General features: G+C 63.4%; 24 protein-coding genes and 1 pseudogene. 12 read left to right on the plus strand and 13 right to left on the minus strand.

The window, feature by feature from the left end:
* Nucleotides 1–9: 9 nt before the first annotated feature.
* The 7 genes from U0034_RS25490 to U0034_RS25520 form a co-directional block, all read right to left on the minus strand.
* Nucleotides 10–951, minus strand: a complete 942-nt coding sequence (locus tag U0034_RS25490; protein ID WP_085229333.1) for an SMP-30/gluconolactonase/LRE family protein — start codon at nt 949–951, stop codon at nt 10–12.
* 69 nt (nt 952–1,020) lie between these two features.
* Entirely contained in the window at nt 1,021–1,458 is a 438-nt protein-coding gene (locus U0034_RS25495) for a VOC family protein (protein WP_085229334.1), read from the minus strand.
* 138 nt (nt 1,459–1,596) lie between these two features.
* Nucleotides 1,597–2,775 carry an ABC transporter permease gene (locus U0034_RS25500; protein ID WP_085229335.1) on the minus strand — a complete coding sequence of 393 codons (1,179 nt, stop codon included), beginning with the start codon at nt 2,773–2,775 and terminating at the stop codon, nt 1,597–1,599.
* Nucleotides 2,772–3,917, minus strand: coding sequence for an ABC transporter permease (locus tag U0034_RS25505; RefSeq protein WP_085229336.1), 1,146 nt, complete (start codon nt 3,915–3,917; stop codon nt 2,772–2,774). The genes U0034_RS25500 and U0034_RS25505 overlap by 4 nt, the downstream gene beginning before the upstream one ends.
* Before the next feature lie 33 nt (nt 3,918–3,950).
* Nucleotides 3,951–4,646, minus strand: coding sequence for an ABC transporter ATP-binding protein (locus tag U0034_RS25510; RefSeq protein ID WP_085229337.1), 696 nt, complete (start codon nt 4,644–4,646; stop codon nt 3,951–3,953).
* A gap of 36 nt (nt 4,647–4,682) precedes the next feature.
* Entirely contained in the window at nt 4,683–5,948 is a 1,266-nt protein-coding gene (locus U0034_RS25515; protein WP_085229338.1) for an efflux RND transporter periplasmic adaptor subunit, read from the minus strand.
* 57 nt (nt 5,949–6,005) lie between these two features.
* Nucleotides 6,006–7,550, minus strand: coding sequence for an efflux transporter outer membrane subunit (locus U0034_RS25520; RefSeq protein ID WP_233211812.1), 1,545 nt, complete (start codon nt 7,548–7,550; stop codon nt 6,006–6,008).
* 353 nt (nt 7,551–7,903) lie between these two features.
* Here U0034_RS25520 and U0034_RS25525 point away from each other — a divergent pair, with 353 nt between their 5' ends.
* From U0034_RS25525 to U0034_RS25535, 3 genes are all read left to right on the plus strand, one after another.
* On the plus strand, nt 7,904–8,656 hold the full coding sequence (locus U0034_RS25525) for a DNA/RNA non-specific endonuclease (protein WP_085229339.1): 753 nt from the start codon (nt 7,904–7,906) through the stop codon (nt 8,654–8,656).
* Complete coding sequence (locus U0034_RS25530) at nt 8,649–8,915, plus strand: hypothetical protein (protein ID WP_085229340.1); 267 nt, start codon at nt 8,649–8,651, stop codon at nt 8,913–8,915. Before U0034_RS25525 ends, U0034_RS25530 begins: the two co-directional genes overlap by 8 nt.
* A 128-nt stretch (nt 8,916–9,043) precedes the next feature.
* Nucleotides 9,044–9,568 (plus strand): Mpo1 family 2-hydroxy fatty acid dioxygenase, encoded by a 525-nt coding sequence (locus U0034_RS25535; protein ID WP_085229437.1) that lies wholly within the window; start codon nt 9,044–9,046, stop codon nt 9,566–9,568.
* Between the two features lie 92 nt (nt 9,569–9,660).
* Here the strand turns inward: U0034_RS25535 and rarD are convergent, their stop codons facing one another.
* On the minus strand, nt 9,661–10,551 hold the full coding sequence (rarD, locus tag U0034_RS25540; RefSeq protein WP_085229438.1) for an EamA family transporter RarD: 891 nt from the start codon (nt 10,549–10,551) through the stop codon (nt 9,661–9,663).
* A 203-nt stretch (nt 10,552–10,754) separates the two neighbouring features.
* Complete coding sequence (locus U0034_RS25545; RefSeq protein WP_085229341.1) at nt 10,755–11,051, minus strand: acylphosphatase; 297 nt, start codon at nt 11,049–11,051, stop codon at nt 10,755–10,757.
* A 154-nt stretch (nt 11,052–11,205) separates the two neighbouring features.
* Between U0034_RS25545 and U0034_RS25550 the strand changes: the two genes are divergently transcribed.
* The 3 genes from U0034_RS25550 to U0034_RS25560 all read left to right on the plus strand — a co-directional run bounded on the left by U0034_RS25550 (nt 11,206) and on the right by U0034_RS25560 (nt 15,637).
* Nucleotides 11,206–13,908, plus strand: coding sequence for a sensor domain-containing protein (locus tag U0034_RS25550; protein ID WP_085229342.1), 2,703 nt, complete (start codon nt 11,206–11,208; stop codon nt 13,906–13,908).
* 118 nt (nt 13,909–14,026) lie between these two features.
* Nucleotides 14,027–15,037, plus strand: a complete 1,011-nt coding sequence (gene hpnA, locus U0034_RS25555; RefSeq protein ID WP_085229343.1) for a hopanoid-associated sugar epimerase — start codon at nt 14,027–14,029, stop codon at nt 15,035–15,037.
* A 129-nt stretch (nt 15,038–15,166) separates the two neighbouring features.
* Nucleotides 15,167–15,637 carry a hypothetical protein gene (locus tag U0034_RS25560; protein WP_085229439.1) on the plus strand — a complete coding sequence of 157 codons (471 nt, stop codon included), beginning with the start codon at nt 15,167–15,169 and terminating at the stop codon, nt 15,635–15,637.
* An 88-nt stretch (nt 15,638–15,725) separates the two neighbouring features.
* Here the strand turns inward: U0034_RS25560 and U0034_RS25565 are convergent, their stop codons facing one another.
* Entirely contained in the window at nt 15,726–16,898 is a 1,173-nt protein-coding gene (locus U0034_RS25565) for a glycosyltransferase (protein WP_085229344.1), read from the minus strand.
* Between the two features lie 409 nt (nt 16,899–17,307).
* Here U0034_RS25565 and ispH point away from each other — a divergent pair, with 409 nt between their 5' ends.
* Together ispH and hpnH are read left to right on the plus strand one after the other, a co-directional pair.
* Nucleotides 17,308–18,252, plus strand: a complete 945-nt coding sequence (gene ispH, locus U0034_RS25570; RefSeq protein ID WP_085229345.1) for a 4-hydroxy-3-methylbut-2-enyl diphosphate reductase — start codon at nt 17,308–17,310, stop codon at nt 18,250–18,252.
* Between the two features lie 10 nt (nt 18,253–18,262).
* Nucleotides 18,263–19,417: an adenosyl-hopene transferase HpnH gene (gene hpnH / locus U0034_RS25575; protein WP_085229346.1), complete on the plus strand. Its 1,155-nt coding sequence runs from the start codon at nt 18,263–18,265 to the stop codon at nt 19,415–19,417.
* 126 nt (nt 19,418–19,543) lie between these two features.
* Here the strand turns inward: hpnH and U0034_RS25580 are convergent, their stop codons facing one another.
* Entirely contained in the window at nt 19,544–20,740 is a 1,197-nt protein-coding gene (locus tag U0034_RS25580) for an FAD-dependent monooxygenase (RefSeq protein ID WP_085229347.1), read from the minus strand.
* Nucleotides 20,741–20,868: 128 nt separating this feature from the next.
* Between U0034_RS25580 and U0034_RS25585 the strand changes: the two genes are divergently transcribed.
* On the plus strand, nt 20,869–21,705 hold the full coding sequence (locus U0034_RS25585; RefSeq protein ID WP_085229348.1) for an AraC family transcriptional regulator: 837 nt from the start codon (nt 20,869–20,871) through the stop codon (nt 21,703–21,705).
* Between the two features lie 132 nt (nt 21,706–21,837).
* On the opposite strand, the gene U0034_RS25590 is transcribed toward U0034_RS25585, so the two are convergent.
* Nucleotides 21,838–22,236 (minus strand): RidA family protein, encoded by a 399-nt coding sequence (locus U0034_RS25590; protein WP_085229440.1) that lies wholly within the window; start codon nt 22,234–22,236, stop codon nt 21,838–21,840.
* Between the two features lie 128 nt (nt 22,237–22,364).
* Here U0034_RS25590 and U0034_RS25595 point away from each other — a divergent pair, with 128 nt between their 5' ends.
* On the plus strand, nt 22,365–23,282 hold the full coding sequence (locus tag U0034_RS25595; protein WP_085229349.1) for a LysR family transcriptional regulator: 918 nt from the start codon (nt 22,365–22,367) through the stop codon (nt 23,280–23,282).
* Between the two features lie 104 nt (nt 23,283–23,386).
* Here the strand turns inward: U0034_RS25595 and U0034_RS25600 are convergent.
* Nucleotides 23,387–23,497 (minus strand): annotated as a pseudogene (locus tag U0034_RS25600) (MerR family DNA-binding transcriptional regulator); the annotation flags it as partial.
* Between the two features lie 334 nt (nt 23,498–23,831).
* On the opposite strand from U0034_RS25600, the gene U0034_RS25605 reads away from it, so the two are divergent.
* Together U0034_RS25605 and U0034_RS25610 are read left to right on the plus strand one after the other, a co-directional pair.
* Nucleotides 23,832–24,665, plus strand: coding sequence for an ABC transporter substrate-binding protein (locus U0034_RS25605; protein WP_085229350.1), 834 nt, complete (start codon nt 23,832–23,834; stop codon nt 24,663–24,665).
* A gap of 36 nt (nt 24,666–24,701) precedes the next feature.
* Nucleotides 24,702–25,418 carry an amino acid ABC transporter permease gene (locus U0034_RS25610; RefSeq protein WP_085229351.1) on the plus strand — a complete coding sequence of 239 codons (717 nt, stop codon included), beginning with the start codon at nt 24,702–24,704 and terminating at the stop codon, nt 25,416–25,418.
* Nucleotides 25,419–25,435 lie beyond the last annotated feature (17 nt).

The following is a 25,435-nucleotide window of genomic DNA, read 5'->3' on the forward strand; positions in this document are numbered from 1 at the left end:
GCCCTGCGCTCAACCGCCCGCGACGCCCTGCGTATTGACGTAGAGCGCGTACACCGACTGGCATGCCGCCATGAAAAGACGATTGCGCTTGAGCCCGCCGAAGCACAGATTCGCGCAGCGCTCCGGCAGCGCGATCCGCCCGATCAGCTTGCCTTGTGGCGAAACCACCATGACGCCATCGAGTTCATCGCTGCCCATGCCCCAACCGCACCAGAGATTGCCGTGAATATCGCAACGCATGCCGTCGATCGTCCCTTCGCCCGCATCGAGGAAAACGCGGCCGTTTGCGATCGTTTTCCCATCGGCGCTCACATCGTAGACGAAGATCTTTCGCGTGGGCTTGCCGCGCGATTCGATGAGGTAAAGCAGGCGCTCGTCGGGTGAAAAGCAAAGCCCGTTGGGCCCGGCCACGTCGCCAGCCACGATCGTCGCCTCGCCCGTGCCGCCATCGATGCGGTAGACGTTTTGCGGCAACTCGGGCTCGGCCTGATGGCCTTCGTAGTGGCCAAGAATGCCGAAGGTCGGATCAGTGAACCAGACCGAGCCGTCCGATTTCACCACGACGTCGTTCGGCGAATTGAGCGGCTTGCCGTCGAAGCCGTCGAGCAGGACCGTCTGCGTGCCGTCGTACTCGGTACGCGCGACGCGCCGCCCACCGTGCTCGCAGGACACGAGCCGGCCTTGCCGGTCGCGCGTGTGACCGTTTGCGAAGTTCGAGGGCTTCCTGAAAACGCTCACCGCACCGGTCTCTTCTTCCCACTTCATGATCCGGTTGTTGGGAATGTCGCTCCAAAGCAGATAACGGCCATCACCGAACCACACGGGGCCTTCACACCAGCGAAAGCCCGTGGCGATTCGCTCGACGGCGGCATGCGGCAAACAGAACCGCTCGAACGAGGGGTCGAGAATCTGAACGCGGGGATCGGGGTACCGCTCGCTTTGTTGCCACATGCAATGCGCTCCACCAGGGAATCAGGGAATCGAGGAATGGAGAACGGCCGTCAGCGGCCGCCCGTGCCGTTATTTTGCAAAAAGCCGGGACATGTCGGCAAACGCTTTCAATTCGAGTGCGTTACCCGATGGATCGAGGAAGAACATCGTGGCCTGCTCGCCCACTTGGCCCTTGAAGCGGACATGCGGCTCGATAATGAATTCGATGCCGGCTTCAGTGAGGCGCTTCGCCATGTCCTCCCATTCCTTCATCCCGAGCACGACGCCGAAATGACGGACCGGCACCGAGTCGCCATCCACGGCGCTCGTACGCCGATGGCCCGCTTCCTCGGGTGCGAGGTGTGCGACGATCTGATGGCCGTAGAAATTGAAATCGACCCAATCCGGAGCACTGCGACCTTCGGGGCAGCCGAGCAGCTCGCCGTAGAAACGGCGCGCGGCGTCGATGCTGTGAACGGGGAAAGCCAGATGAAAGGGGGGCAAGGTAGGAGCGCTGGAAATGCTCATGGCAGTTCTCGGTTTGGCTTGTGTACGGGGAAGCGGGGGAAAGGAAGCGGTGGAAAGGGAGCGCGAGCGGCAATCCGCCGCGCCCATGCCTGGACCATCGCCATTCTAAAGGCTCGCGTTTTCCGGCGGGAGCGAAACTCAATTCGCCCGCAACGCCGTGGCGATCGGCAGTCGCGCTGCGCGTATCGCCGGCAGCAAGCCGCCGAGCATCCCCACTGCACAGGCGACGAAGACACCCGAGACGAGCAGCGAAGCCGTGACGGTCAGGTGAAACACGACCTGGCTGAATCCCGCGCCGAGCGTATTGACCGTATTCCCGTCGAAAAACACCCACGCCGCCACTGACCCGATCGCACTGCCAACCAGCGCGAGCAAAAGCGATTCGACGAGCACCGACACGACGATCGGCAAGCCGCTGAACCCGATCGCGCGCAACGTCGCGATCTCGCGCGTACGCGTGGAAACGGCCGTATACATCGTATTGAGCGCCCCGAAGCAGGCACCCAGCGCCATGATCCCGCCGACGAAATACGCCAGCAGATTGAGCAGCTTCGAGAGGTTGCGCGATTGGGCCGCGTAATACTCGGTTTCGCGTTCGACGCCCACTTTCAGCGTGGGATCGGTCGTCAATGCGGCCTTGAACCGATCGAACGCGGCCGGCGATTCGAGCATCACCGATACCGATTGAAAGAGATTGCGCCGGTACGCCGACAGCACCTTCTCCACATCGCCTTGCAGTTCCGATTCGTGCGCATCGCCGCCGCTTTCGAATATGCCGACGACGGTCCACTCGGAATCGCGAAATGCGATGCGGCTGCCGAGCTCGAGCCCCTTGAACTGGGCCACCGCAGACTTCCCGACGACGATTTCGCGCAATGCGGGCTTGAACATCCGACCTTCGATCAATCGCATCTCCGGCCGCAGCGCTCTGGCATTGGCACCGATGCCGCGCAGCGTCACGTTCGCGTCGACGCCGTCCTTCTTTTGCGGCAGCGCCACGATCACGACGACCTCGGCAGAACCGATGGGCCTCCCCGCGGCATCCTTGCGCACGCCCGGCGCGTCCATGATCGTCTGCGTGTTCTCGCGCGAAATGGTGCTTGCAAGCTCGGCTTCGGAGCCCGAGCGCAACACGATTGCGCGATCGAGGCGCGCCGTGCCCTTCAACGTTTTCGTGAAGCCTTCGGCCATTGCCAGCACCGACACCATGACCGCGACCGTCACGGCGATCCCGATCACGATCACCCAGGCCGTGCCGAGCCGCTGCGGCACGCTGCGCAGGTTCATCAACGTGACGGCGACGATTTGCTTGATCATGAGCGCAACGCCTCCACGATGACAAGGCGCTTGGCGCGCCAGGCCGGCACGATGCCCGTGGTGGCCGCCAGCACCGCCGCCATCAGCACACCCTCTATCACGACGCTCCACGGCATCGTGACCACGCCGAGCGTGTTCCTCAAGAGCGGGAACAGCAGATCGGCGATGCCGAGCCCAACGAGAGCCGCGACCACGCATAGCGCGAGCGCCTGGCACAGCACCAGCACGAGCACCTGCGTATCGGTGAACCCAAGCGTCTTGAGCACGGCCAGTTCGGGAATCTGCTCGCGCACGGCTTGCATCGCCGTACTGCCCACCGCGAACAACAGCGCGAAGAATACCGCGAAGAGGATGTACGTGACGATCAGGTTGATATCGGCAATCTGCTTCAGGAACGCCTGCTGAAACTCCTTTTCCGTTTGCGTTTTCGTTTCGTTGGGCGAATTCGCGAACATGCGGTCGATTTCCGCTGCGATCTGCGCGGACTCGCCCGGGTCTTTCAGCTGCACGACATACCACCCCACGGTGCCCTTGGCGAAGCTGCGGGCCTCGTCGAAATACTTGTAGTTGAAGAAGAACCCGTCTTCCCGGGCACGATTCGACGGTTCCTCGTAAAGGCCCACGACATCGAAATCCCAATCGGAATTGCCGTCTGCCGCCTTGACCCAGATTGTCGAGTGCAACGGAATGCGATCGCCTATTTTCCATCCGTATTTCTGCGCGAGCCCCACGCCAATGATCGCGCCCGTGCGCGTATGGGCCAGTGCGTCGATCTGCGCTTTGGGCACCACGATCTCGGGATGCGCCGCAAACTCGCGCTCAGGCTCGACCGGAAAAGCGGCGATCACGTTTTTGGGGTCCTGATAGTACGGGCCGAACCACGATTCGTGCGAGACCGCCGCCACGCCCTTGATCGACTCGAGCTGCGAAAGATACGAATACGGCAGGCTTTCCGTCAGCGAAATACGGTTCGCAACGATCAGCCGGTTCACGTTCGAACGCTCGATCGTCTCCTGAAACGCGGCGTTGATTCCCTGCAGCATGCCAAAGAGCAGGAACGCAATCACGATCGAAAAAAGCGTCAGTGTCGTGCGCGTCTTCTTGCGCCACAGCATCGCCCAGACCAGCGGGAAATATTTCATCGGGGTACTCCGACGGCATCAGCCCGTCATCGCTCAGGCTTCGGTTCTCACCGGCTCGTCGACGAACCGGCCCTTGTCGAGATGCAGCGTGTGCGTCGCGAAATCAGCAGCCTTCGGATCGTGCGTCACCATTACGATGCTCTTGCCGTAATCGCGATTGAGCACCTGCAGGAGGTGCAGGATTTCGTCGGCGGTCGTGCGATCGAGGTCGCCCGTCGGTTCGTCGCATACGAGCAGCTTGGGATCGGAAACGAGCGCCCGCGCAATCGCCACACGCTGTGCCTGACCGCCCGAAAGTTCGGACGGCTTGTGCTTCACGCGCTCCTCGAGCCCCACCACGGCCAGCGCGGTCTGCACGTTGCGCCTGCGTTCCTCCCTGTTCAGCGACGTCAGCAGCAACGGCAGTTCGACATTGCGCTCGGCACTGAGCATCGGCATCAGGTTGTAGAACTGGAAAACGAAGCCCACGTTGTCGGCGCGCCAGCGCGCGAGCCGGCTACCCTTCAATTCGTCGATACGTTCGCCCGCCACGATCACTTCGCCGCTCGTGGGGTGGTCGATGCCGCCGATCAGGTTCAGCACGGTCGTCTTGCCCGAGCCCGACGGCCCCATCAGGGCGACGAAATCGCCGTCAGCGATTTCGAGATCGAGGTTGTGCAGCACTTCGACGCTCTGCTTGCCGCGCGTGTATGTTTTCACCACCTTGCGCAGAGAAACGATTGCACTCATTTGCGTTGCTCCTCGGTGAATGTCCGCCGCCGCCCGTTACTGCGCGATGCGCACGCGCGCGCCATCGGCCAGTTGCGCCGGCGCGCCCACGGCCACGCGCTCACCCGGCGCCAGCCCCGACAGCACGATCTGGCCGTCTTCGTTGCGCGCACCCAGCTTGACCGCGCGCCGCTCGACCTTGTCATCGTGCAGCACGAACACGGTACCGGTACTGGCGTCGCCACCGGGTTGCACCGCGTCGGGCGGCACCGCGACGCCCGCGCCCGCGGGTACGTTGGCGCCCGCTTTGTCGGGCCGGGCCTGATCCGGCCGACTCAAAAACGATACCCGCGCGCCCATTTCGGGCAGGATACGCGCATCGCGCGACTTGAAGCCCACGCGCACCTTCACGGTGGCCTTGCTGCGATCAGCCGTCGGAATGACGGCGATCACATAAGCCGGAATCTGCCAGTCGGGGTACGCATTGAGCTTGAGCACCGCGGGCTCGTTCGCCCGCACGCGCCCGATGAAATTCTCGCTCACGTCCACTTCCACTTCGAGCGAATCCATGTCCACGAGCGTGCAGATCCCGCTACGCGTGAAACCGCCGCCTTGAGAGAGCGGCGAGACGATTTCGCCGGGCTGTGCGTTCTTCGTCGTCACCACCCCGGAAAACGGCGCGCGCACGATCGTGTCGTCCATATCGCGCTGCGCGACCTCGAGGGCCGCCTGCCGCACCGCGAGGTTACCGCGCGCCACCGCAAGATCGGTCTGCCGCGCATCGAACGTGCCTTTGCTCGTTTCGAGCGCTTCGTGACTGATGACGCCTGTCGCCGCGAGCTTCTCGTTGCGGCGATAGATCGGCGTGATGTCCTCGGCGGCCGCCTTGGCCTGCGCAAGCGTGGCCTCGGCCTGTGTCACGCCGGCCTTCGCCTGCAGCAGGGCGGCCGATGCGTTCGTCGCATCGAGCTTGGCCACCACTTCGTTCTCCTTCACGTGCTGCCCTTCCTCGATGAAGAGCTGCTCGAGCTTGCCCGTGATCTTCGCCGACACCGTTGCCTGCCGGCGCGCGACCACATAGCCAGAGGCATCGAGGATCGAAGCCCCTCCTGCCGACGAGCCCGAGGCGAGCGGCCGCGCAACGGCCACTCTCACGGCAGGCGCCGCCGAGCGCGTCCAGAGCCAGCCGCCCAACCCGAGCAGCACGACGAGCGCGATGGCCGCGCCCACGAGCCACCATCGGCGGGGACCGCCGCCGGTACCCGAGCTTCGTTTGTCGCGGTCGATACGCAGTTGGCGCAGCAACTCCGTCTTGTCGGTCATAGGAAGATCCGCTTTTGCTTGTAAAAGATGGGCGATCGGGGCCTGACGAGGCGCGGCTCACTCCGGCTGCGGCGCAACGCTCGACGTATATTTGCCGTCGCTCGCGGCACGCCAGTCGCCGCCGAGCGCGAGAAAGAGTGCCGCGGTGTCCTGATAGCGCGCCGCCAGCGCCTGCACATACGCGATGCGCGACTTCTCGTACTGTTGCTGCGCGACCAGAAGCTCAAGATGGTTTGCGCCACCCAGGCCGAAGCGCTGCTCGATCAGGTGCATGCTCTCGGCGGCCGCCTGCTGCGCGCGATACTGCGCATTCAAGGTCCGCGCATCGTTGTCGAGCGCGCGCAGCGCATCGGCCACGTTCTTGAACGCGAGCAGGACGGTCTGCTTATAGTCGGCCAGCGAGCGGTCGTACTGGGCGATCGCCGCTCGACGTTTCGCGTTCAGCGTCCCCCCTTGGAAGAGCGGCTGCGAAATCGTGCCCGCGATCGAGAACACGCCGCTCGACAAGAGCGAACGGAATTTTTCCGTCGCATCGCCAACGCTGGCGGACAGGCCGATCTGCGGCAACATATCCGCTGTCGCCACGCCGATCTGCGCACTGGCTTGATGAAGCTGCGCCTCGGCACGGCGGATATCGGGCCGTTGGCGCACGATCTCCGACGGCAGCATGACCGGTATGTCGGGTGGCAGCCGCAATGCCGCCAGCTCCAGTCCGCTCTGCTGATATTCGACCGGCGTCTTGCCGAGATAGACGGCGAGCTGGCTGCGCGCAGCCGCCAGTTGCTGCTGCAACGGCGGTAGCGTCGCCTGCATCGAAGCGAGGTTCGATTCGGACGACAACAAATCAGAGCGCGCCGCCCCGCCAAGCTCGAACTGCTGGCGGCTCAGATCGACCTGATGCTGAGCGGAGGCGATGAGTTCCTGCGTGGCGTCGATCTGCGCGCGCAACGAAGCCTCGCTCAGCGCCGCCGTGACGACATTGGCCGCAAGCGTCTGATAGGTGGCCTGCAGCTCCTCGCGCTGGGCATCGCGCGCGGCCGCCTGCGCCTCTATGCCGCGCCGCACGCCGCCGAATATGTCGAAGTTGTACGACAGATTGACCGAGGCGTTATAGAGCGTGAAAAGAAAACTTCCCGCCTGGGGAAAGCCTTCGCTCGCGCCGTTGATCTTTTCCCTTGCCGCACTCGCGCTGCCGCTTACCGATGGGAAAAGCCCGCCGCGCTGCGCGGCGAGTTGCTCTTGCGCCGCGCGCAGCGCCGCCTGCGCCGACGCAACCGTCGGGCTCCCGCGCAACGCTTCGTCGACGAGCGCATCGAGCCGCTCCGAGCCATACGCGGTCCACCAGCGTGCGTCGAGCGGCTGCCCTGCGGCGAATGCTTGCGCTTCGCCGCCCGCCACGGGCGTTGCTTCGGTGCTGGCCGGCAACGGCGTTGCCGTGACCGACGAGACCGCGGGCACGGCCGGCGCCTTGAAATCGGGGCCGACGGCGCACGCGGCCAGCGCCACCGCCAGAAGAGATACGAGACCCGCCCGGGTAAAACGCACTGGCCCTGTATGTTCGTTTTTCAGCCGGCGCAATTTGTCGCGCATCTTCTTATCCATGTCTGAAATCGGGAGCTTTTTAACGAGATTCCTCCGCGTTTTCGGAGGACTTCGGAAACCGCTATCCGGCATTGGCAAATGCGGCAACGAGTATAGCGCCCGCGTTCGAATGCCGATAGGGACTGGCGCGGGAATCAGGATTAAGGCGAATTAAGGAGCGCGGTCCACGGAAATTGCGCTCCAGATGGACATATTCGCGTCATCGACGCCGCCGCCGGCGATGAGCGGCGCCGGGCAGCAGCCCGAAGCCCCCCCGGCAGGCACGCCTCCCACGCACATTTGCTTACACTGCCCGCGCCCGCCGGGCAGGGTCCCTCGCTATACTTTGGGCCCACAAACTTTGCCCGCATTCGATGAAGAAGTTCCTGGCCGGCCTGCTCATGGCCGTGGCGGCGGTTCAAGCCAGCGCTGCACCCGCCTGCTCGCAATTCGTTCCCGGGGCGGAGTTCCCGGTGCTGACGAACCCGAAGATGGCGCCGAAGACGCGCCTCGTCTGCTACTCCGATTTCGTCGTGCTCCACTCAGGCATCACACACGGCCCGCTCTGGTCGGCCGAGCACCTCACGCGCGATCATCTGCGCGAGGCCAAGGAACAGGTCCGCACCAACAAGTTCTACGAAGAGCCGTCGTTGCCGGCCGGCGAAGGTGCAACGCTCGCCGACTACAAGCGCAGCGGGTTCGATCGCGGGCACATGAGCCCGGCCGGCGACCGCTTCAGCGGCACGGCGATGGCCGAGTCCTTCACGCTCGCCAACATCGTGCCGCAGGACCGCGACAACAATCAGCATCTGTGGGCCCGCATCGAATCCGCCGTGCGCAAGATCGCGGCCAGGAACGGCGATGCCTACGTCATCACCGGGCCGCTCTTCACCGGCGGCCAGTTGCGCACGATCGGCGCGACGCGCGTATTCGTGCCGACGCAGATCTTCAAGGTCGTCTACGTGCCGGCGGCGCGCACGGCATTTGCAATCGTCGTCGATAACCGCGCGACCGACAGCTACGACGTGAAATCGGTGCTTGAATTCGAATCGATGAGCGGCATACGGATTCCGGGCATTCCCGAATCGCTGAAAAACCAACGCATCGGAGGACTGAAAGGTGTCTGACTTCAACGCTTACGCGAATGACGACGACGTACTCAACATCGAGGGCGACGCGCTGACCGTTTCCAACGGCACCACGCGCGTGGTGATCGCCGGCACGCTCGAGATCGCGCGCGACCGGCGCGGCTTGAAAGCGGCGCTCGCGCTCAAGCAAGCCGTCGATGCCATCGTGACGAGCCTGCAGGGCGATTCGCATCTGCCGCAGCGCGTAGACGACGAGCCGCCCACACCCACCGGCACCGTGGACAACCCATTCGCCTGAACGCACCCGGGCGCGCCGTTATTCAGCGAATGACACATTCAATCGCTTGAAGACGGCCGGCGAAGTGTGCAATGGTGACGAAGTCTGCAACCCGCGGGCCCCGCACGGCGGCCCGCTCACCGCCACCCATGAAGACGCTCACCGACCAGCTTTCGCAATACGCCGCCTATCACCGCGACCGCCGCAACGTTGCGACGCATTTCGTCGGCATTCCGATGATAGTCGTCGCGCTCGCGGTTCTGCTGAGCCGCCCCGCGTCGACGCTCGGCGTGCTGCCACTGGCCATTTCCCCGGCGTGGCTGCTCTTCGGCGCCGCGACGATCTACTATCTGCTGCTCGATCTTCCGCTCGGCGCGGCGATGCTCGTGCTGTCGGCGGCCTGCGTGGCCTTCGGCCACTGGGCGGCTTCGCTTTCCACGGTTGCCTGGGCCGGCACGGGCCTCGGGCTTTTTCTCGTCGGCTGGGTGTTTCAGTTCGTCGGACACATCGCCTACGAACATCGGAAGCCCGCATTCGTGGACGATATCGTCGGCCTCTTGATCGGTCCGCTCTTCGTGCTCGCCGAGGCGCTCTTCGGGCTCGGCTGGCGGCCTGGCCTGCGCGAGGCAATCGAGCGCCGCAGCGAGGCCACGCCTGCCGGCGGCGGGCGATAAACATCGCGCCGCACTCGCTGCGGGACCGCATTGGCGAAGCCACGCCGTCCAATGCACGGCAATGCCGAACAGGCGAAGCGGACCCGATACCTTCAGCGCGAACGCAGCAGCAACAGCGTATGCACGGCCGTGACGGCGACGGCAGCCCAGATCGGCGCGTAGGTCCACCATTGCTGCGCCGTCAGCGATTCGCCGAGCAGCGCTACTGAAATCACGACGAGCAGCACGGGCTCGACGTAGCCCAGAATGCCGAAGAGCGCCATCGGCAGCAAACGGCTCGCCTTCAGATAAGAAGCCAGCGCGGCCGTGCTCAGCGCGCCGAGCCCCGGCAGCAGCACCGCCCACAGCATCGGGCTGCCGAATGCCGCGCGTGCCGCTTCGCTCGTCGCAACGAGCACGACGGCGACCGGTACGATCAGCAACGTCTCCAGGGCGAAGGTCGCGAGCGAATCGGCACCGATCCTGCGGCGAATCACGAAGTAAGGCGGATAGCCGAGCGCCACCACGAGCGTCGGCCAGGAAAATGCGTGCGTGGCCAGGAACTCGTGCGCCACGCCCACGGCGGCGCACGCGAGCGCGAGCCATTGCATGCCCGAAAGGGGCTCGCGGTAGTAGAAACGCCCCACGAGCGCCATGCAAAGCGGCAGCAAGAAATAGCCGAGCGACACTTCGAGCACACGCCCGTGCAGCGGCGCCCACATGAAGAGCCACAGTTGCGTGGCCATCAGCGCGGAGCACATGACCAGTGCCAATGCCACGCGCTTGTCGCGCGCCGCACGGCCCGCAAGCTCGATCAGCGCGGGCAGGCGCGAGCGCAACAGCACGAGCAGCAGGGCGCCCGGAGCCGTCCAGAGAATCCGCCACGCGAAAATGTCGAGCCCGCCAAGCGGAGCCAGAAGCCGCGTATACGCGGACATGAGGGCGAACAAAGCGGAGGCGGATACCGCGAGCGCGATGCCTCGGCCCATACCGAGCGAATTCATGGGAGGGAGCTGAATATCGTTGTTCTTCTGATCTTCCGATCTGCCGATCAAAAGACAAACTGCAAAGGCACACGCACAAAGCGCTTTACCAGCAAGCCGGAGGCACGAAACGAGAGCCGTTTTTCGTTAGCGGCGCATATCGAGGCGTATCAACGCGTATCGAAGCATATCGGGGCGCGGCGCCATAAATTACCGCAAACCGCTCAATGCTGCTCGAAGCGAGCGAAGCGTTTCTCGATGGCCCGCTCTTCGCTCGTGCATTCGGTCACGCGTGCCGAAGGCGGCCCGCGGCGCATCCATTCGAGCATCCGATCGATGCGCTCGGCCGGGCCCTGCACCATTGCCTCCACGGAGCCGTCGGGCAAGTTCGAAACCCAGCCCGTAATGCCGAGCGAATGCGCCTGGCGCACCGTCGCATGGCGAAAGCCGACGCCTTGCACGATGCCCTGCACGCGCACGTAATACGTTTCGATCCTGCTATTCAAATCGGGGCCAATCATACCCGCTTCTCCCAGCGAACGCTTCAAACCGGGCATTGTAGTCGCCGTTGGCGGGAAGGGGCTCGCCGGCCTGGCCTAAAGAATCGTCGCCGGACCGCCGTTAATTGCACTAATTGCGAGAAGCGACAACGCATTTGCGTGACAGGAGACTTTCGTGGCTGAAGGACACCACGCAGCAGGAGTCGATCGCAACGGCGTGCCCCGACGTTGGCTTGGCGGGTACGGAAAGACGGCGGTCAGCATCGCAGCCTGCGCCATCGCGCTGGCCCTGGCGTTTCGCGCCGCCGTCCGGCTGTCCATCGGACTCGAAGTGGACGTGCTCGCCACGGCGGCGGCCTTGGCGTGCCTCGCCTATGGCATCTATGTCAGGCATCGGCTCGAAATAGCCGAGGCGCGCACACGCATCGCCGATCGGAAAGGCGAAGCCCTCTTTCACGCGTACTTCGAAGGCCATCCGCTGCCGATGCTCGTCTACGACATCGAAACGCTGACCGTCAGCGCGGCCAACGACGCGGCCTTGCAGGTATACGGGTATGCGCGCGAAGAACTCGCGGGCCTGCCGATTACCGCACTGCGCCCCGAGGAAGATCGTGCCCGGTTTCTGGCGGCCTTCGGCGAGTTCATCGTCAGCCCCGGCCCCAAAAGCGGTGCCCCGGGGGTACGCACGCACTTGCGCAAAGACGGCTCACGGCTATTCGTCGAGCCGACATATCACATCATGACCTATCACGAGCGCCAGGCGTGCTTCGTCGTCATCGTAGACGTGACCGAGAAAGAGCAGGCGAAGGCGGCGCTGCAGCAATCGAAGCAAATGCTCGAAGTGGTTATCGACAGCGTACCCCAGCGCATTTTCTGGAAAGATACCGCGTCCCGCTATCTGGGATGCAATCAGGCGTTCGCGGACGACGTCGGCGTGCAAGACAGCCGCGAAGTCATCGGCCGCACCGACGATGACATGCCTTGGCACAATGCGGCCGCTGGCGCGCGCGCACGCGACCGGGCAGTACTCGAGAGCGGAAAGCCGTCGCATTACGAAGAATTCGTGCCAGCGGCGCGCGGCGTGTGGCGCTGGCTGCGCAAGACGAAGGTGCCGCTTCGCGATGCGAACGACGCAATTATCGGCCTGCTCGCCACGTACGAGGACATCACCGATCGCAAAAATGCCGACCTTACGCTGCATTTGCGCAGCCGCGCACTCGATGCAAGCGTCAACGCGGTACTCATCACGCGCAGGACCGACGAAGGGGACCTGATCGAGTACGCCAATCCGGCATTCGAGCGGATCACCGGGTACTCGATCGAATCCGTCAAAGGCCAGGACTGCCGCTTCTTGCACGGCACGGACCGCAATCAAGGCGGGCTCGATTCCATACGCCGCGCACTACAGCAGGACCGCGAGGTGACGACGCTGCTGCGCAATTACCGGCGCGACGGCACCCTATTCTGGAACCAGATCTACATTGCGCCCGTGCGCGACGAAGGTGGACGCCTCACGCACCATATCAGCGTGCTCAACGACGTGACGGAACTCGTGCGATCGCGCGACTTGCTGAGCCAGCAGGCCAATGTCGATTCGCTGACGACACTGCCGAATCGCAACCGCTTCAACGAGCGGTTGGCCGACGCGATCGCCGATGCACGCATGAACGGCTCGCGCGTGGCGCTCGTGTTCATGGACGTCGATCACTTCAAGGACGTCAACGACAGCCTGGGCCATGGCGTGGGCGACCGCCTGCTGCACGAGATCGGCGCAAGGCTTTCCGCATGCGTCAGCGAGACCGATACCGTCGCGCGTTATGGCGGCGACGAGTTCGTCATCGTCGTGCTCGAATCGGGCGCGCAGGACCGCCTGACGGAAGTGCTGGCCCGCGTTTCGCAGGCCTTTGCGCGCCCCGTGTGGATCGACGACACGGAGTTCTACGTGGAGACGAGCATCGGCATCGCCTGCTTTCCCACCGACGGGCACGATGCCGAAACCCTTTTGCGGCGCGCCGATCTCGCGATGTATCGCGCCAAATCGAACGGACGCAACGGCGTGCAGCGCTTCACGCCGGAGCTGGGACGCGCGGCCGACGATCGCCTGCATTTCTCGCGGCGCATGCGCATGGCGCTCGCGAACGGCGAATTCCGCCTCGAGTATCAGCCGCAAGTCGATCTGCAGACGAACCGCGTGACGGGCGTGGAGGCACTACTGCGCTGGACCGATGCCGAGCTCGGCCCCGTAAGCCCCGCCACGTTCATTCCGATCGCCGAAGAAAATGGCCTCATCGTGCCGATCGGCGAGTGGGTCATGCAGCAGTCCTGTTTCCAGGCCCAGGTCTGGCAGGCAACTTTGCCGGGCCTGCGCATGTCCGTAAACCTCTCGCCGCGGCAGTTCGCACGCGCCGATATCCTGCGCGTGATCCAGCAGGCGCTCGGGCGCGCGCAGCTGGCCCCGCATCTGCTCGAAGTCGAAATCACCGAGGGCGCGCTGCTGAACCTCGGCTCGCTCGACGTGCTCAACGCATTGCGCGCAATGGGCATCGACATCGCGATCGACGATTTCGGCACCGGTTACTCGAGTCTCTCCTACCTGCGCAGTTTCCGCGCCGAGCGGCTCAAGCTCGACATGTCGTTCGTGCGCGGCATCGGCGTGCACCGCGAGGACGAGATCATCACGCGGGCCATCCTCTCGCTTGGGCGCGCGCTCGGTTTCAGCGTCGTTGCGGAGGGCGTCGAAACGGACACGCAGCTCGCATTCCTGCGCCGCCATGGGTGCGCCGTCGTGCAAGGCTACCGCTTCGCGCGGCCAATGCCGGCGGCCGAGGCCCATGCCTTCGTTCGCCGCTTCAACGAAGGCGCGCTGATGTTCGGGTAATTCGGCCGGGCGCGCCGCCGCCCTGGCCCTCGCCCCCCGCATCCGCCATCCCCGATTACAATCGCACCTCGTTCGATGCGGCGCACCGCATCGCCACAAATCGAGGAATGCGATACCCATGACCGCCACATCACGCGATCTCGTGCTCGTCACGGGCGCTTCGGGCTTCGTCGGCTCTGCCGTCGCACGCGCCGCGCTCGGACGTGGCCATGCCGTGCGCGTGCTCGTCCGACCGACGAGCCCGCGCAAGAATCTCGAAGCACTCGATGCGCAGGTCGTCGTCGGCGACATGCGCGACGAAGCCTCGATGCGTAAAGCACTCGAAGGCGTGCGCTATCTGCTGCACGTGGCGGCCGATTACCGGCTCTGGGCAGCGGACCCCGACGAAATCGTGCGCGCCAACCTGGAAGGCACCGAGGCGACGATGCGCGCCGCACTTGCGCAGGGCGTCGAGCGTGTCGTCTACACGAGCAGCGTCGCGACGCTGAAGGTCACGAGCGAAGGCCGCGAAGCGAATGAAACGATGGCGCTCGCGGCCGATCAGGCTATCGGCGTCTACAAGCGCAGCAAAGTGCTGGCCGAACGCGCCGTCGAGCGCATGATCGCCGAGGCCGGGCTGCCTGCGGTCATCGTCAACCCATCCACGCCAATCGGCCCGCGCGACGTCAAACCGACGCCTACTGGCCGCATCATCGTGGAGGCCGCGCTCGGCAAGATTCCGGCATTCGTCGATACGGGCCTGAACCTCGTGCACGTGGACGACGTTGCGCACGGCCACCTGCTCGCACTCGAGCGCGGCCGAATCGGCGAGCGTTACATTCTCGGCGGCGAAAACCTGCCGCTGCAGCAAATGCTCGCGGACATCGCGGCGCGCATGGGGCGCAAGGCGCCGACGGTACGCCTGCCGCGCTGGCCGCTCTACCCGATCGCACTCGGCGCGGAATGCGTGGCGAAGTTCACGAAGCGCGAACCGTTCGTGACGCTCGACGGTCTGAAAATGTCGAAGAACAAGATGTATTTCACGTCGGCGAAGGCCGAACGCGAACTGGGCTACCGCGCGCGGCCCTATCGCGAAGGACTGCACGATGCGCTCGAGTGGTTCCGCGAAGCTGGCTATCTGAGCCGTTGATAAGCCCGTGAGGCGCCGCTGAGCGACAACGCGCGGTGTGTATTTTGTTACAACGTCGAGGCCGAAAACCACCGGGGAAGCGCGCGCCGAGCCGTTAAAATCGCGAGTTCACTCCCGAGAATGCAGCAGATGAATCTTAACGAACAGATCGGCGCGCTCGAAGCGAGCGTCGATCGAATCAACGAACTGAACCGGCTTGCGCACGAGGCGCTCGCCGCGGCGGCCGAAAGCGCCCGCGCCGAGCAGGCGGCGCCCGAAAAAACCGAAGAAACCGAGCAAAAGCCGACCCTGCGCGTAAGCCGTCCGTCGCAGGACGCGATTACGCTCGCGATCGGCGAGCAGTCCGTCGCGCTGCAGCCTGAGCAGATCGGCCAGTTGATCGAGGAACTCGCAAACGCGCGCGCCTCGATGACGCCCGAGCCGCCGATGGCGATCGCGCCTGGCTGGCGCTTCGCCGCCACCAGGAACCCCGTCATGGCCGTGCAGAAGCAGGCAAACGGCGACCGCCTGCTCATCGCGCGCCACACCGGGCACGGCTGGGTGCCGTTCACGCTGTCGCCGGACGCGATCATCCAGCTCTACATGATGCTTTCGAAGTAACGCCCCCGAAATAACGCCGGATATCCGGCCCCCGGGAGCGCACAGCGGGCCGGGGATACGACCGACGGCCCGGGCCGCCGCGCTGGCCTCAGCGCTCCTGTACGGGCGCCTGCACGCGAGCCTTCCATTGGCCGCCCTTACCGCGCCAGTAACGCACGGCCGACGCCACCGTCGCCCCCACGTAGAACAGCGCGACGAGCGGTAGCGCGGGCGCCCAATAGAGCGAACGCCGGTAGTACCGCAGCATCGGCGCATAGGCGCAGCACATCGCGGCCCATGCCAGCCATGCCGGCCAGCCCGGCGCGCCGAGCACGAGCGCCACTACGGGCGGCACGAGGTAGATGATCGTCATGCCGGCAAGCGTGCCCGCGAGCAGCCACGGCGAATAGCGCAGCTGCGTGAAGGCCGTGCGCGCGATCATGTTCCAGATCTCGCGCGGGCTGTCGTACGGGCGCAAAGAAAGGCTGCGATCGGCCACGTCGAGGCGGATCGGGTGGCGCCCCGCACCGCGGTGCTTCACCCGCGCGGCAAGGCTGCAATCGTCGATGAGTTCGGCGCGAATCGCCTCGATGCCGCCCGCCTCCTCGAGCGCCATGCGCCTGACGAGCATGCAGCCGCCGGCCGCCCCGGCCGTCTTGTTGCGTACGTCGTTGACCCAGGCGAACGGATAGAGCTTCGCGAAAAAGAAGACGAAGGCCGGGATCAGCGCCTTCTCCCAGAACGAATCGCAGCGCAGCCGAACCATCAGCGAGACGAGATCGCGCTGTTCCGCCGCCGCGCGCGCGACGAGTTGGGCAACGGCCTCGGGCGGATGCCCGATATCGGCATCGGTCAGCAAGAAGTAGTCGGCAGACAGGCCGAGGGCCTTCGCGGCGTCAATGCCTTGGGACTGCGCCCAAACCTTGCCCGACCAGCCCGGCGGCAGCGGCTCCGCCGCAACGACGTTGAGCCGCTCCGGGCATCCGAGTTCGAGCGCCGCGGCACGGGCGGCGTCGGCCGTGCCGTCGGTACTGTGGTCATCGACGACGATCACATGAAATTCGCCCTCGTATTGCTGCGCGAGCAGCGTGGCGAGCGCTTGCCCGATCACGTCGGCCTCGTTGCGCGCCGGCACGATGGCCACGACAGCCGGCCACGCGAACCCCGGCGGCGGGCTGACGGGGCCGGCCGGACGCGTGCGCCAAAAACCGCCGCGCGCGAACAGCAGAACCGCCCAGATGACGAGCGAGAGCAGCGAAAGACCGAAGAGCACGGTGGTCATGCGCGCCCCCCGTCGAATTCGGGCAAGAACGCGCAGCGGCCTGGTGCGGAATGCGTGTAGTGGTGGAAATCCATGCGGGTCGCGGCCATCGGCGATGGCTCCGTAAAGCAAACGTAAGGTTGGCGATGGCGAAGCTGCCTAGTTTAATGGGTCGAGCGCCGCGCCGCTCGCGAACCGGGCGCATGCCGGCGCCCGTGCGCCACGCGCAACGGCGCAAAAGGGGCAAAAACGGGCTTTGAAGCGTTTGCCGGCCGATGGCGTTAGAATGCGCGTTTGGGTTCAGTTTGCCGGCTATCACGCCCGCTTTCTAATTAATAATTAGTTGGATCAGTTCGGTTGGGGCGATCTGAGCGCGTGCTCTGCGTCGGCTCAATCCGATACCCCCGACTCAGTCGGAGTTCGCCACAACATGCGAGTCATCCTTGCTCAGCCGCGCGGCTTCTGCGCGGGCGTCGTCCGTGCGATCGAGATCGTCGATCGTGCGCTGCAACGGCACGGCGCGCCCGTTTATGTTCGCCACGAGATCGTGCATAACCGGCACGTTGTCGAAAATCTGCGCGGCAAGGGCGCACAGTTCGTCGAAGAACTGAACGAAGTGCCGCACGGTGCGGTGACGGTATTCAGCGCGCATGGGGTTGCGCAAAGTGTGGAGCGCGACGCGCGCGAGCGTGGGCTGGACGTGCTCGATGCCACCTGCCCGCTCGTGACGAAGGTCCATGTGCAGGGAAGACAGTATGTGGCCGCCGGGCGCACGCTGATCCTGATCGGCCACGCAGGCCACCCCGAGGTGGAAGGCACGATCGGCCAGATTCCGGGCAAGGTGCTGCTCGTGCAGAGCGAGGCCGAAGTGGCGAACCTCGATTTATCCGACGACGCCCCGCTCGCCTACGTCACGCAAACCACGCTGTCGGTGGACGACACGCGCGGCATCATCGATGCGCTGATGCGCCGCTTCAGCGACATCGTCGGCCCGGACACGCGCGACATCTGCTATGCCACGCAAAACCGGCAGGCGGCGGTGCGCGAGTTGAGCACACATGTGGACGTACTGCTCGTCGTGGGCGCGACGAACAGTTCGAACTCCAACCGCCTGCGCGAGATCGGCACCGAAAGCGGCGTGCCGAGCTACCTCGTTGCGGACGGCTCCGAACTGAAGCCCGAATGGTTCGCGAACGCCCACACCGTCGGCATCACGGCGGGCGCATCCGCCCCCGAGGAAATGGTCGAACACGTGATCGACGCGCTGCGCGCGTTCGGCCCCGTGGATGTCACGACGATGGCGGGACGCGAAGAGAAAGTCGAATTCAAGCTGCCGGCAAAGCTCACCGAGCCCATGGCCGCGCTCAAGTCTTAAGGAGGACGCCTTGTCGATCCCATTCCTGCAGAAATTTCGTGTAGGCGCCTATATCACGCGCCAACATCTCACGGGCAATAAGCGCTATCCGCTTGCGCTGATGCTCGAGCCGCTTTTCCGCTGCAACCTCGCTTGCAATGGCTGCGGCAAGATCGATTATCCGGATCCGATTCTGAATCAGCGTTTGTCGGTGGAGGAATGCCTCGGCGCGGTGGACGAGTGCGGCGCACCCGTCGTCTCGATCGCCGGCGGCGAGCCGCTGCTGCATCGGGAAATGCCCGAGATCGTGCGCGGCATCATCCAGCGCAAGAAGTTCGTCTATCTGTGCACGAACGCGCTGCTGATGGAAAAGAAGATGGACGATTACCAGCCGAGCCCGTACTTCGTCTGGTCCGTCCACCTCGACGGCGACAAGGAAATGCACGACCATTCGGTGTCGCAGGAAGGCGTGTACGACAAGGCCGTGGCCGCGATCCGCGAAGCGAAGCGCCGCGGCTTCCGGGTCAATATCAACTGCACGCTCTTCAACGATGCGAAGCCGGAGCGCGTGGCCGCGTTCTTCGATACGCTCGGGCCGATCGGCGTGGATGGCATTACTGTTTCCCCGGGCTATGCGTATGAGCGTGCGCCGGATCAGCAGCACTTCCTGAACCGCGACAAGACCAAGCAGCTTTTCCGCGAGATTTTCAAGCGCGGCAATCGCGGCAAGAACTGGTCGTTCAGTCAGTCGGCGCTGTTCCTCGATTTTCTGGCGGGTAACCAGACTTATCACTGCACGCCGTGGGGGAATCCGGCGCGCACGGTGTTCGGCTGGCAGCGGCCCTGCTATCTCGTGGGCGAGGGGTATGCCAAGACGTTCAAGGAGTTGATGGAAGAGACGGATTGGGATGCCTACGGTACCGGCAACTATGAGAAGTGCGCCGACTGCATGGTTCACAGCGGTTTCGAGGCTACGGCAGTGATGGATACGGTTGCGCATCCGCTCAAGGCGCTGGGCGTGAGCCTGCGCGGGCCGAAGATCGAAGGGGCCTACACGAAGGATATCCCGCTCGATAAGCAGCGCCCGGCGGAGTATGTGTTCTCGCGCCACGTCGAGATCAAGCTCGAGGAAATCAAGCGGGCGCCCGGTGGTGGTAAGAAAGCGCAGACCGCGGCGGCTCATTGAGCGGTGGGTGGTTGGTTGTAGCCTGCGGTTGATGCTTTAACGCAAAAAGCCTCGCATTCCTGGGATGCGAGGCTTTTTTGTCGGGTGTGGTGTATGCACGCATGAGGCAGCAGAAAAGCCGGTCCGTCAATAGACCGGGAGCGCGAAGTCTTTGTCGATCTTCCGAGCGCTAGTCGCGGCGCTTGGCTTCAACAGCGCCTGAATCAGTGCGCTACCGAAGAATCGTTGCGCGATACGAACGACAGAAATCCCGAATCGGGTCTTCACGTGCATGAGTCGAACGAGTCCGGGGCTCAACTCCTGCTGCGAACGCTCGACGTACGGGCGAAGGATGCTTTCATATCTTTGGAAGGCAGTGGTGTGGGTCGAGCCGTGCTTGATCTCTCCCGCCAGGACATACGCTCCTATGAGAGCCAAGGCTGTGCCCTTGCCCGTGAACGGCGTGGGGCAATGCGCAGCATCGCCCAACAACACCACCCTGCCTTTCGACCAGGCAGATGCCTGCACCTGGCTCATCGGTCCGAAGTAGAAGTCATCTACGCCATCCAGTTCGCCCGCAATCCGATCTGCCAGCGTGCCACGGCCCTCCAGCGCCGCATGAAGCATGTTCCGCGGAAATTTCGCCGACGGCCCGTACAGGTCACGCTCGTTGACTGGAAAAGTGATCAGGACCGTGGTCTGCGTCGGACCGCCCGGCCTGAGGTGGGCCATTGTTCCGCCAACCCCATTGAAGGAACAGGCCCAGAAATCGTCTTCCGGACGCCGGGGAATGTCGAAGAACGCCATGTAGGCACCGAGGTAGCGCAAGCGGGTTTCCTCGGCGAGCACCAGGTCTCTCGTCGAGGAGTTCAGTCCGTCGGCGCAAATCATCAATTCGAATTCCTCGGCCGAGCCATCGACGAAGGTCGCGCGTACGCCGTCCTCACGCTCTTCGATGCTGCGGACGGACGTGCCGAAACGATATTCGCAGGTGCTGCGGGTCGCGTCGAACAAAACACGCGCGAAATCGCCTCGTAGGATTTCGAAATCGCTGGTCAAGCTGCCAAAGGCGCCCTTGGGAAAAACGGCCAACGCCTTGCCGGCCTCATCAAGCCACTTCTGCCCGCACTCATGTGTGTTGTGAGCGTCGACCTGCTCCGTCAAACCCATGAGATCGATTACCTGCTGTCCGACGCCCTTCACGTCAATGTTCTGCCCACCGTCTCTGAACGCAGCGTGCTTTTCAACGACGACCACGGAAAAGCCGTATTTGTTCAGCCACCAGGCACATGCGGGCCCGGCGATCCCGCCGCCGCATATCAGGATTTTCTTCGATTGCTTCATGTGACCGCTCGCGTGGTTGTAATGTCCACGTTTATGCTAAATACCCCGTGTGTTGGTCACAATAATGCAACTTGCCACTGTATAGTGAATTCTTGCCACACCGATCCATCTTCTTGGAAAGTCACCCGATGCCGATTTTCAGCGACGCTTCGTCGATTGATTGGGAGGACCCTGACCTCATCCCCAGGCCAGTGATCACGGTGGGAGCCGCCGGCCTGGACATGGTGGCTGTGACGGGTAACGACAATGCGCGTCAGATCAATAGCCGCAAGGAAGCAGACTTCCACTTCCATCGAAAAGGTCAGTTCCTGCTTTGGATGCGCGGAGTACTCACCTGCGAGGTGGCCGGTGGTTTCTGGCTGGTGCCACCAGGAGGCGCCATCTGGGTACCGGGTGGTCTGCCACATCGAATGGAGGCGGCCGGCACAATTGAGTGTTACATGGTGTACGTCGACCCTGTTGCAGGCGAGGCGTTGCCGCGAAACTGCTGCACGTTGTCGACAACGCCGCTGCTGCGCGAGTTGGTAATCCGTTCAGCGGCATTGCCCTTGCGCTACAAAGAGGGGGGCATGGCGTCAAGATTAACGACGCTCCTTCTCGACGAAATGGCTTTGGCGCAGCCCGGGCGGGTTCATCTTCCCCTGCCAACAGACAAGCGACTGCGCACACTCGTCGAGTGGATCATGGCAAGGCCGTCCGAATCGGGAAGCATCGACTCTTGGGCTCGCAGGATGAGCATCAGCCCGCGCACGCTCTCACGTCTGGTGTCCCGAGAAACGGGCATGAGCTTCGGACGCTGGCGTAGACAACTTCATATCCTGCTCGCCCTGCAATGGCTGGCCAAGGGCGCGACGGTCCAGGATGTCGCAAACGGTCTGGGCTACGAGAACGCGAGCAATTTTGTGGTCATGTTTCGCAAAGTGCTTGGCGAACCACCTGGACGTTACTTGAAATCGCACGACTGATGCTCGAGAGAGATCTGAGACGCCTCGCCGATCTCCGGCGCCGGAAGGTCGCTACTCGTCTCCTACCGTGGCGTTTCGCGAACCCTCTCACCAGGAAAGCGGACCGACAGCTTGCATCGCTTGACCGACGCGTCAATCATCGAGAGGAAGTTTCGCAACGACCTTGATCTCAAATTCGAAGCCATAAAGCCACGTCACGCCGACCGCGGTGAGCGTCGGATGCGGCGCATCGCCCCAGAATTCAGGTATGACCTGCCAGATGCGCTCGAACGTCGATTGCGGGTCGACCATGAACACCGTCACGTCCACCACGTCGTCGAACGTGCATCCTGCTTCGTGCAAAATCGCATTCAGGTTTCGAAAAGCGAGCCGCACCTGCTCCTGCAGATCCGGCTCGGGCGTGGCGTCCTGGCGGCTGCCGACTTGTCCCGACACGAACAGCAACCCATTCGCCCGTACGGCCGGAGAATACCGGTTACGCTCGTAGAGCGCCCGACGTCCCGGCGGAAATACCACATCGCGCTTGCCCACATTCACCTCCATCGATAGATCATGGCTCCGATCAGCCACTCTACCGATCGGCGCGCGCAGGATAAACCGCCAACCCTGTTCATGACTATTTGTAAAACGCAAACAATTCAAACGCGAGGCAAACACCTATGGATCGCTTCGACGCAATGCGCGCTTTCGTCCGGGTAGTCGAGGCCGGCAGCTTCACGAAGGCGGCCGAAACGCTTCATATGAGCAAGACCACGGTGACGCATCTGGTCCAGCAACTCGAAGCGCGCTTGCGCGTCCGGCTCCTGAACCGGACGACGCGCAAGATCAACGTCACGCCGGATGGCATCGTGTACTACGAGCGTGTGACCAGGCTGCTCGCCGATGTGGACGCCGCCGAGACGAGCCTGTTGAGCGCATCGGCGGCACCGCGAGGCCGCCTGCGTGTGGATGTGCCTAGTCCGTTCGCCCGCCTGATTCTTGTCCCGGCGCTTCCGGCATTCCTCGGCCGCTATCCGGACATTCAACTCGACATGGGCGTGAGTGACCGAACCGTCGACATCATCGGCGAGAACGTGGATTGCGTCGTGCGTGGCGGCGAGCCGGACGGCCAATCCATGGTCGCCCGGCGCGTGGCAGACCTTCCGCTCGGTATCTTTGCGTCGCCGCGATATCTCGCATTGGCAGGCACGCCCTCCCACCCCGGGGAACTCGAAAACTCGCATCACCGCATTGTCGGGTTCTCCTGGGGACGAGCAGGCAATCTTTATCCGCTCGTCTTGCAGCGCCGCGGCGAGACCGCAAGGGTGCAAAGCCGCTACGCCCTTTCAGTGGATGACGGCAACGCCTATCTGGCGGCTGGGGTGGCCGGCCTCGGTATCATGTGGCTTCCGCGTTACATGTCGAAAGATCACCTGAGACGAGGCGAACTCGTTGAGCTGTTCGAGGACTGGCAGATCGATCCGATGCCTCTTCACATCGCGTATCCGCCGAACCGCCACGTCAGTGCGAAGCTGAGAGTGTTCATCGACTGGGTGGTTGAACTGATGAGCGACCATGCTCCCGTACAAATGAAATAGCGTGCGTGTCCGTCATCACCGCCTGCGCGGGACGCCTTGTTTTCCAGTGGCGGGCTGGCGAGGTGGCCATGGCGGTCGAATGGGCGGCTGCTGAAGGGAGGCGCGCCCCCATCCGTGCGCTGCGACGGTAACAGCAATCCGATCGCGTCATAGCGGTGCAGGACTCGGACGCTCAGCCCTGCCTTTCTTGCCAGTTCGCCGATTTTCAGTCGCATCGCCTTCTCAGTCGTCGGTGCGGACCATAAAAGCTAACGGAACGTCTGGTGCAAGCGAAATCACGCGCACCGCCCGAATGCTTTCAAGCTGAAAGCACTTCACATCGTCCCACCCGCAGCGCCTCAATCGCGCTGGAATTCCCCATTGCAACTATTTTTTTCCCGTGAAACACTGCGCTTCATCTGCTGTGTCGGACTCCGTTCCGATATACCAGACAAGTAGCTACTCGCGCGGTCGCTGCGATCTCATCGGTCGGAGCCGCGCCGCGAAGGCCAAGCTATCGCCGCATCCGTCCACGCACGGACTCCTCACACCAGATCGGGATTCTGAAAAATGAAATTCGTCAGGGAACGCTCAAAATTCACTTGTTTGTTCGCCTTTGCCGGTCTGTTGATGCTTGCCGGCTGCACGAAGGTCGCTCCGCCGGAGCAAGGTGCTTCGGTCGCTTCGACACTGAAGCAGGTCCTGCAAAGGGGCACGCTGCGGGTAGGCGACTGTTTGACCTTTGCGCCGTTCGGCTTCTACAACAAGGACGGCCAACCCGATGGTTACGACGTCGACCTGGCGAAAGAACTGGCGAAGCAGATGGGCGTCAAGCTGGAAGTCGTGAACACCACGAGCGCGAATCGCATTCCGAATCTTCAAACCAGCAAGGTCGACGTGGTGTTCTGCAACTTCACTCGCAACCTCGAGCGGGCGAAGGAAATCGCCTTTACGAATCCCTATGTGGTTGCGAGCGAGGCGCTGCTGGTCAAGAAGAGCAGCGGCATCCAGTCGATCAACGACATGGCGAATCGCACCATTGCGACCGTCAAGGGTTCGACAAACGGCGACGAAGTGCGCTCGCTGAACATGAAGGTCAAAATCCAGGAATTCGACAGCTCTCAGGCCGCGATTCTTGCCGTCAAACAGGGCCAGGCCGATGCAATGATCGAGGACAACAATTTTCTCGCTTATCAGGCATCGCTAGATCCGGGTCTGACGGTCACCAATGAAGCGCTGGTTCCGCTCGAATACAACGCGTTCGGCGTAAAGGCGGGCGATCAGATCTGGCTCGATTATCTGAATCTGTTCCTGTTCCAGGTCAACGCATCGAAGCTGAACGCGCAGCTCTACAAGAAGTGGTTTGGCGCCGAGCCGCATTTCCCGCTGAGCCCGCAGTACTGACGCCCCGCCCAGCGCTATGCGGCCGACGGAGGAACCATGAGCTATCAATGGCTGACCCTGGCAGGTTATTGGAATGATTTCGTCCATGCGTCGTGGCTGACGCTCCAGGTCACGCTGCTGGCCTTCGTCGTTGCACTGCTGCTCGGCCTGCTCACCGCACTCGCGAGCGTATCGCGCGTCGGGCCGCTGCGCGCGATCGCACGGGTGTATATCGAAGCGATCCGCAATACGCCCGTGCTGCTGCAGATCTTCATCGTATTTTTCGGCCTGCCGTCACTGGGTATCACCCTCGATGCCTATACGGCAGGCGTCATCGCGTTAGGGGTGAACGTCGGCGCGTATCTCGCCGAGGTGCTTCGTGCCGGTATCCAGTCAGTGCCGCGTGGCCAGCTGGAAGCCGCGTCGCTTCTCGGTCTCGAGCGTTCGCAGATCTTCTTCGAGGTGGTGCTGCCGCAGGCCGCGCGCGCGGTCTATCCGGCGATCGTCAACAACCTCATTCAACTGTTGCTCGGCACGTCGCTCCTGTCGGCGATCGCGTTGCCGGAGTTGAGCGGAACAGCGACGGTCATCAACGCGCGCACGCTGCTCTATATCCAGACCTTTTCTACTACGCTGATTGCTTACTTGTTGCTGAGCAACCTGCTTTCGTGGCTGGCGGGACAGATCGGCGTACGGGTATTTCACCCGCCGCTCGTCATGAAGAAACGCGCGCGCCAGCCGTTTTTCGTCGCACGACAGGCCGATCGCATCTGAGCGCTCAAACGGGAGAC

Origin of the sequence: Trinickia caryophylli (genome assembly GCF_034424545.1) — a bacterium.
GTDB classification, from domain to species: Bacteria; Pseudomonadota; Gammaproteobacteria; order Burkholderiales; family Burkholderiaceae; genus Trinickia; species Trinickia caryophylli.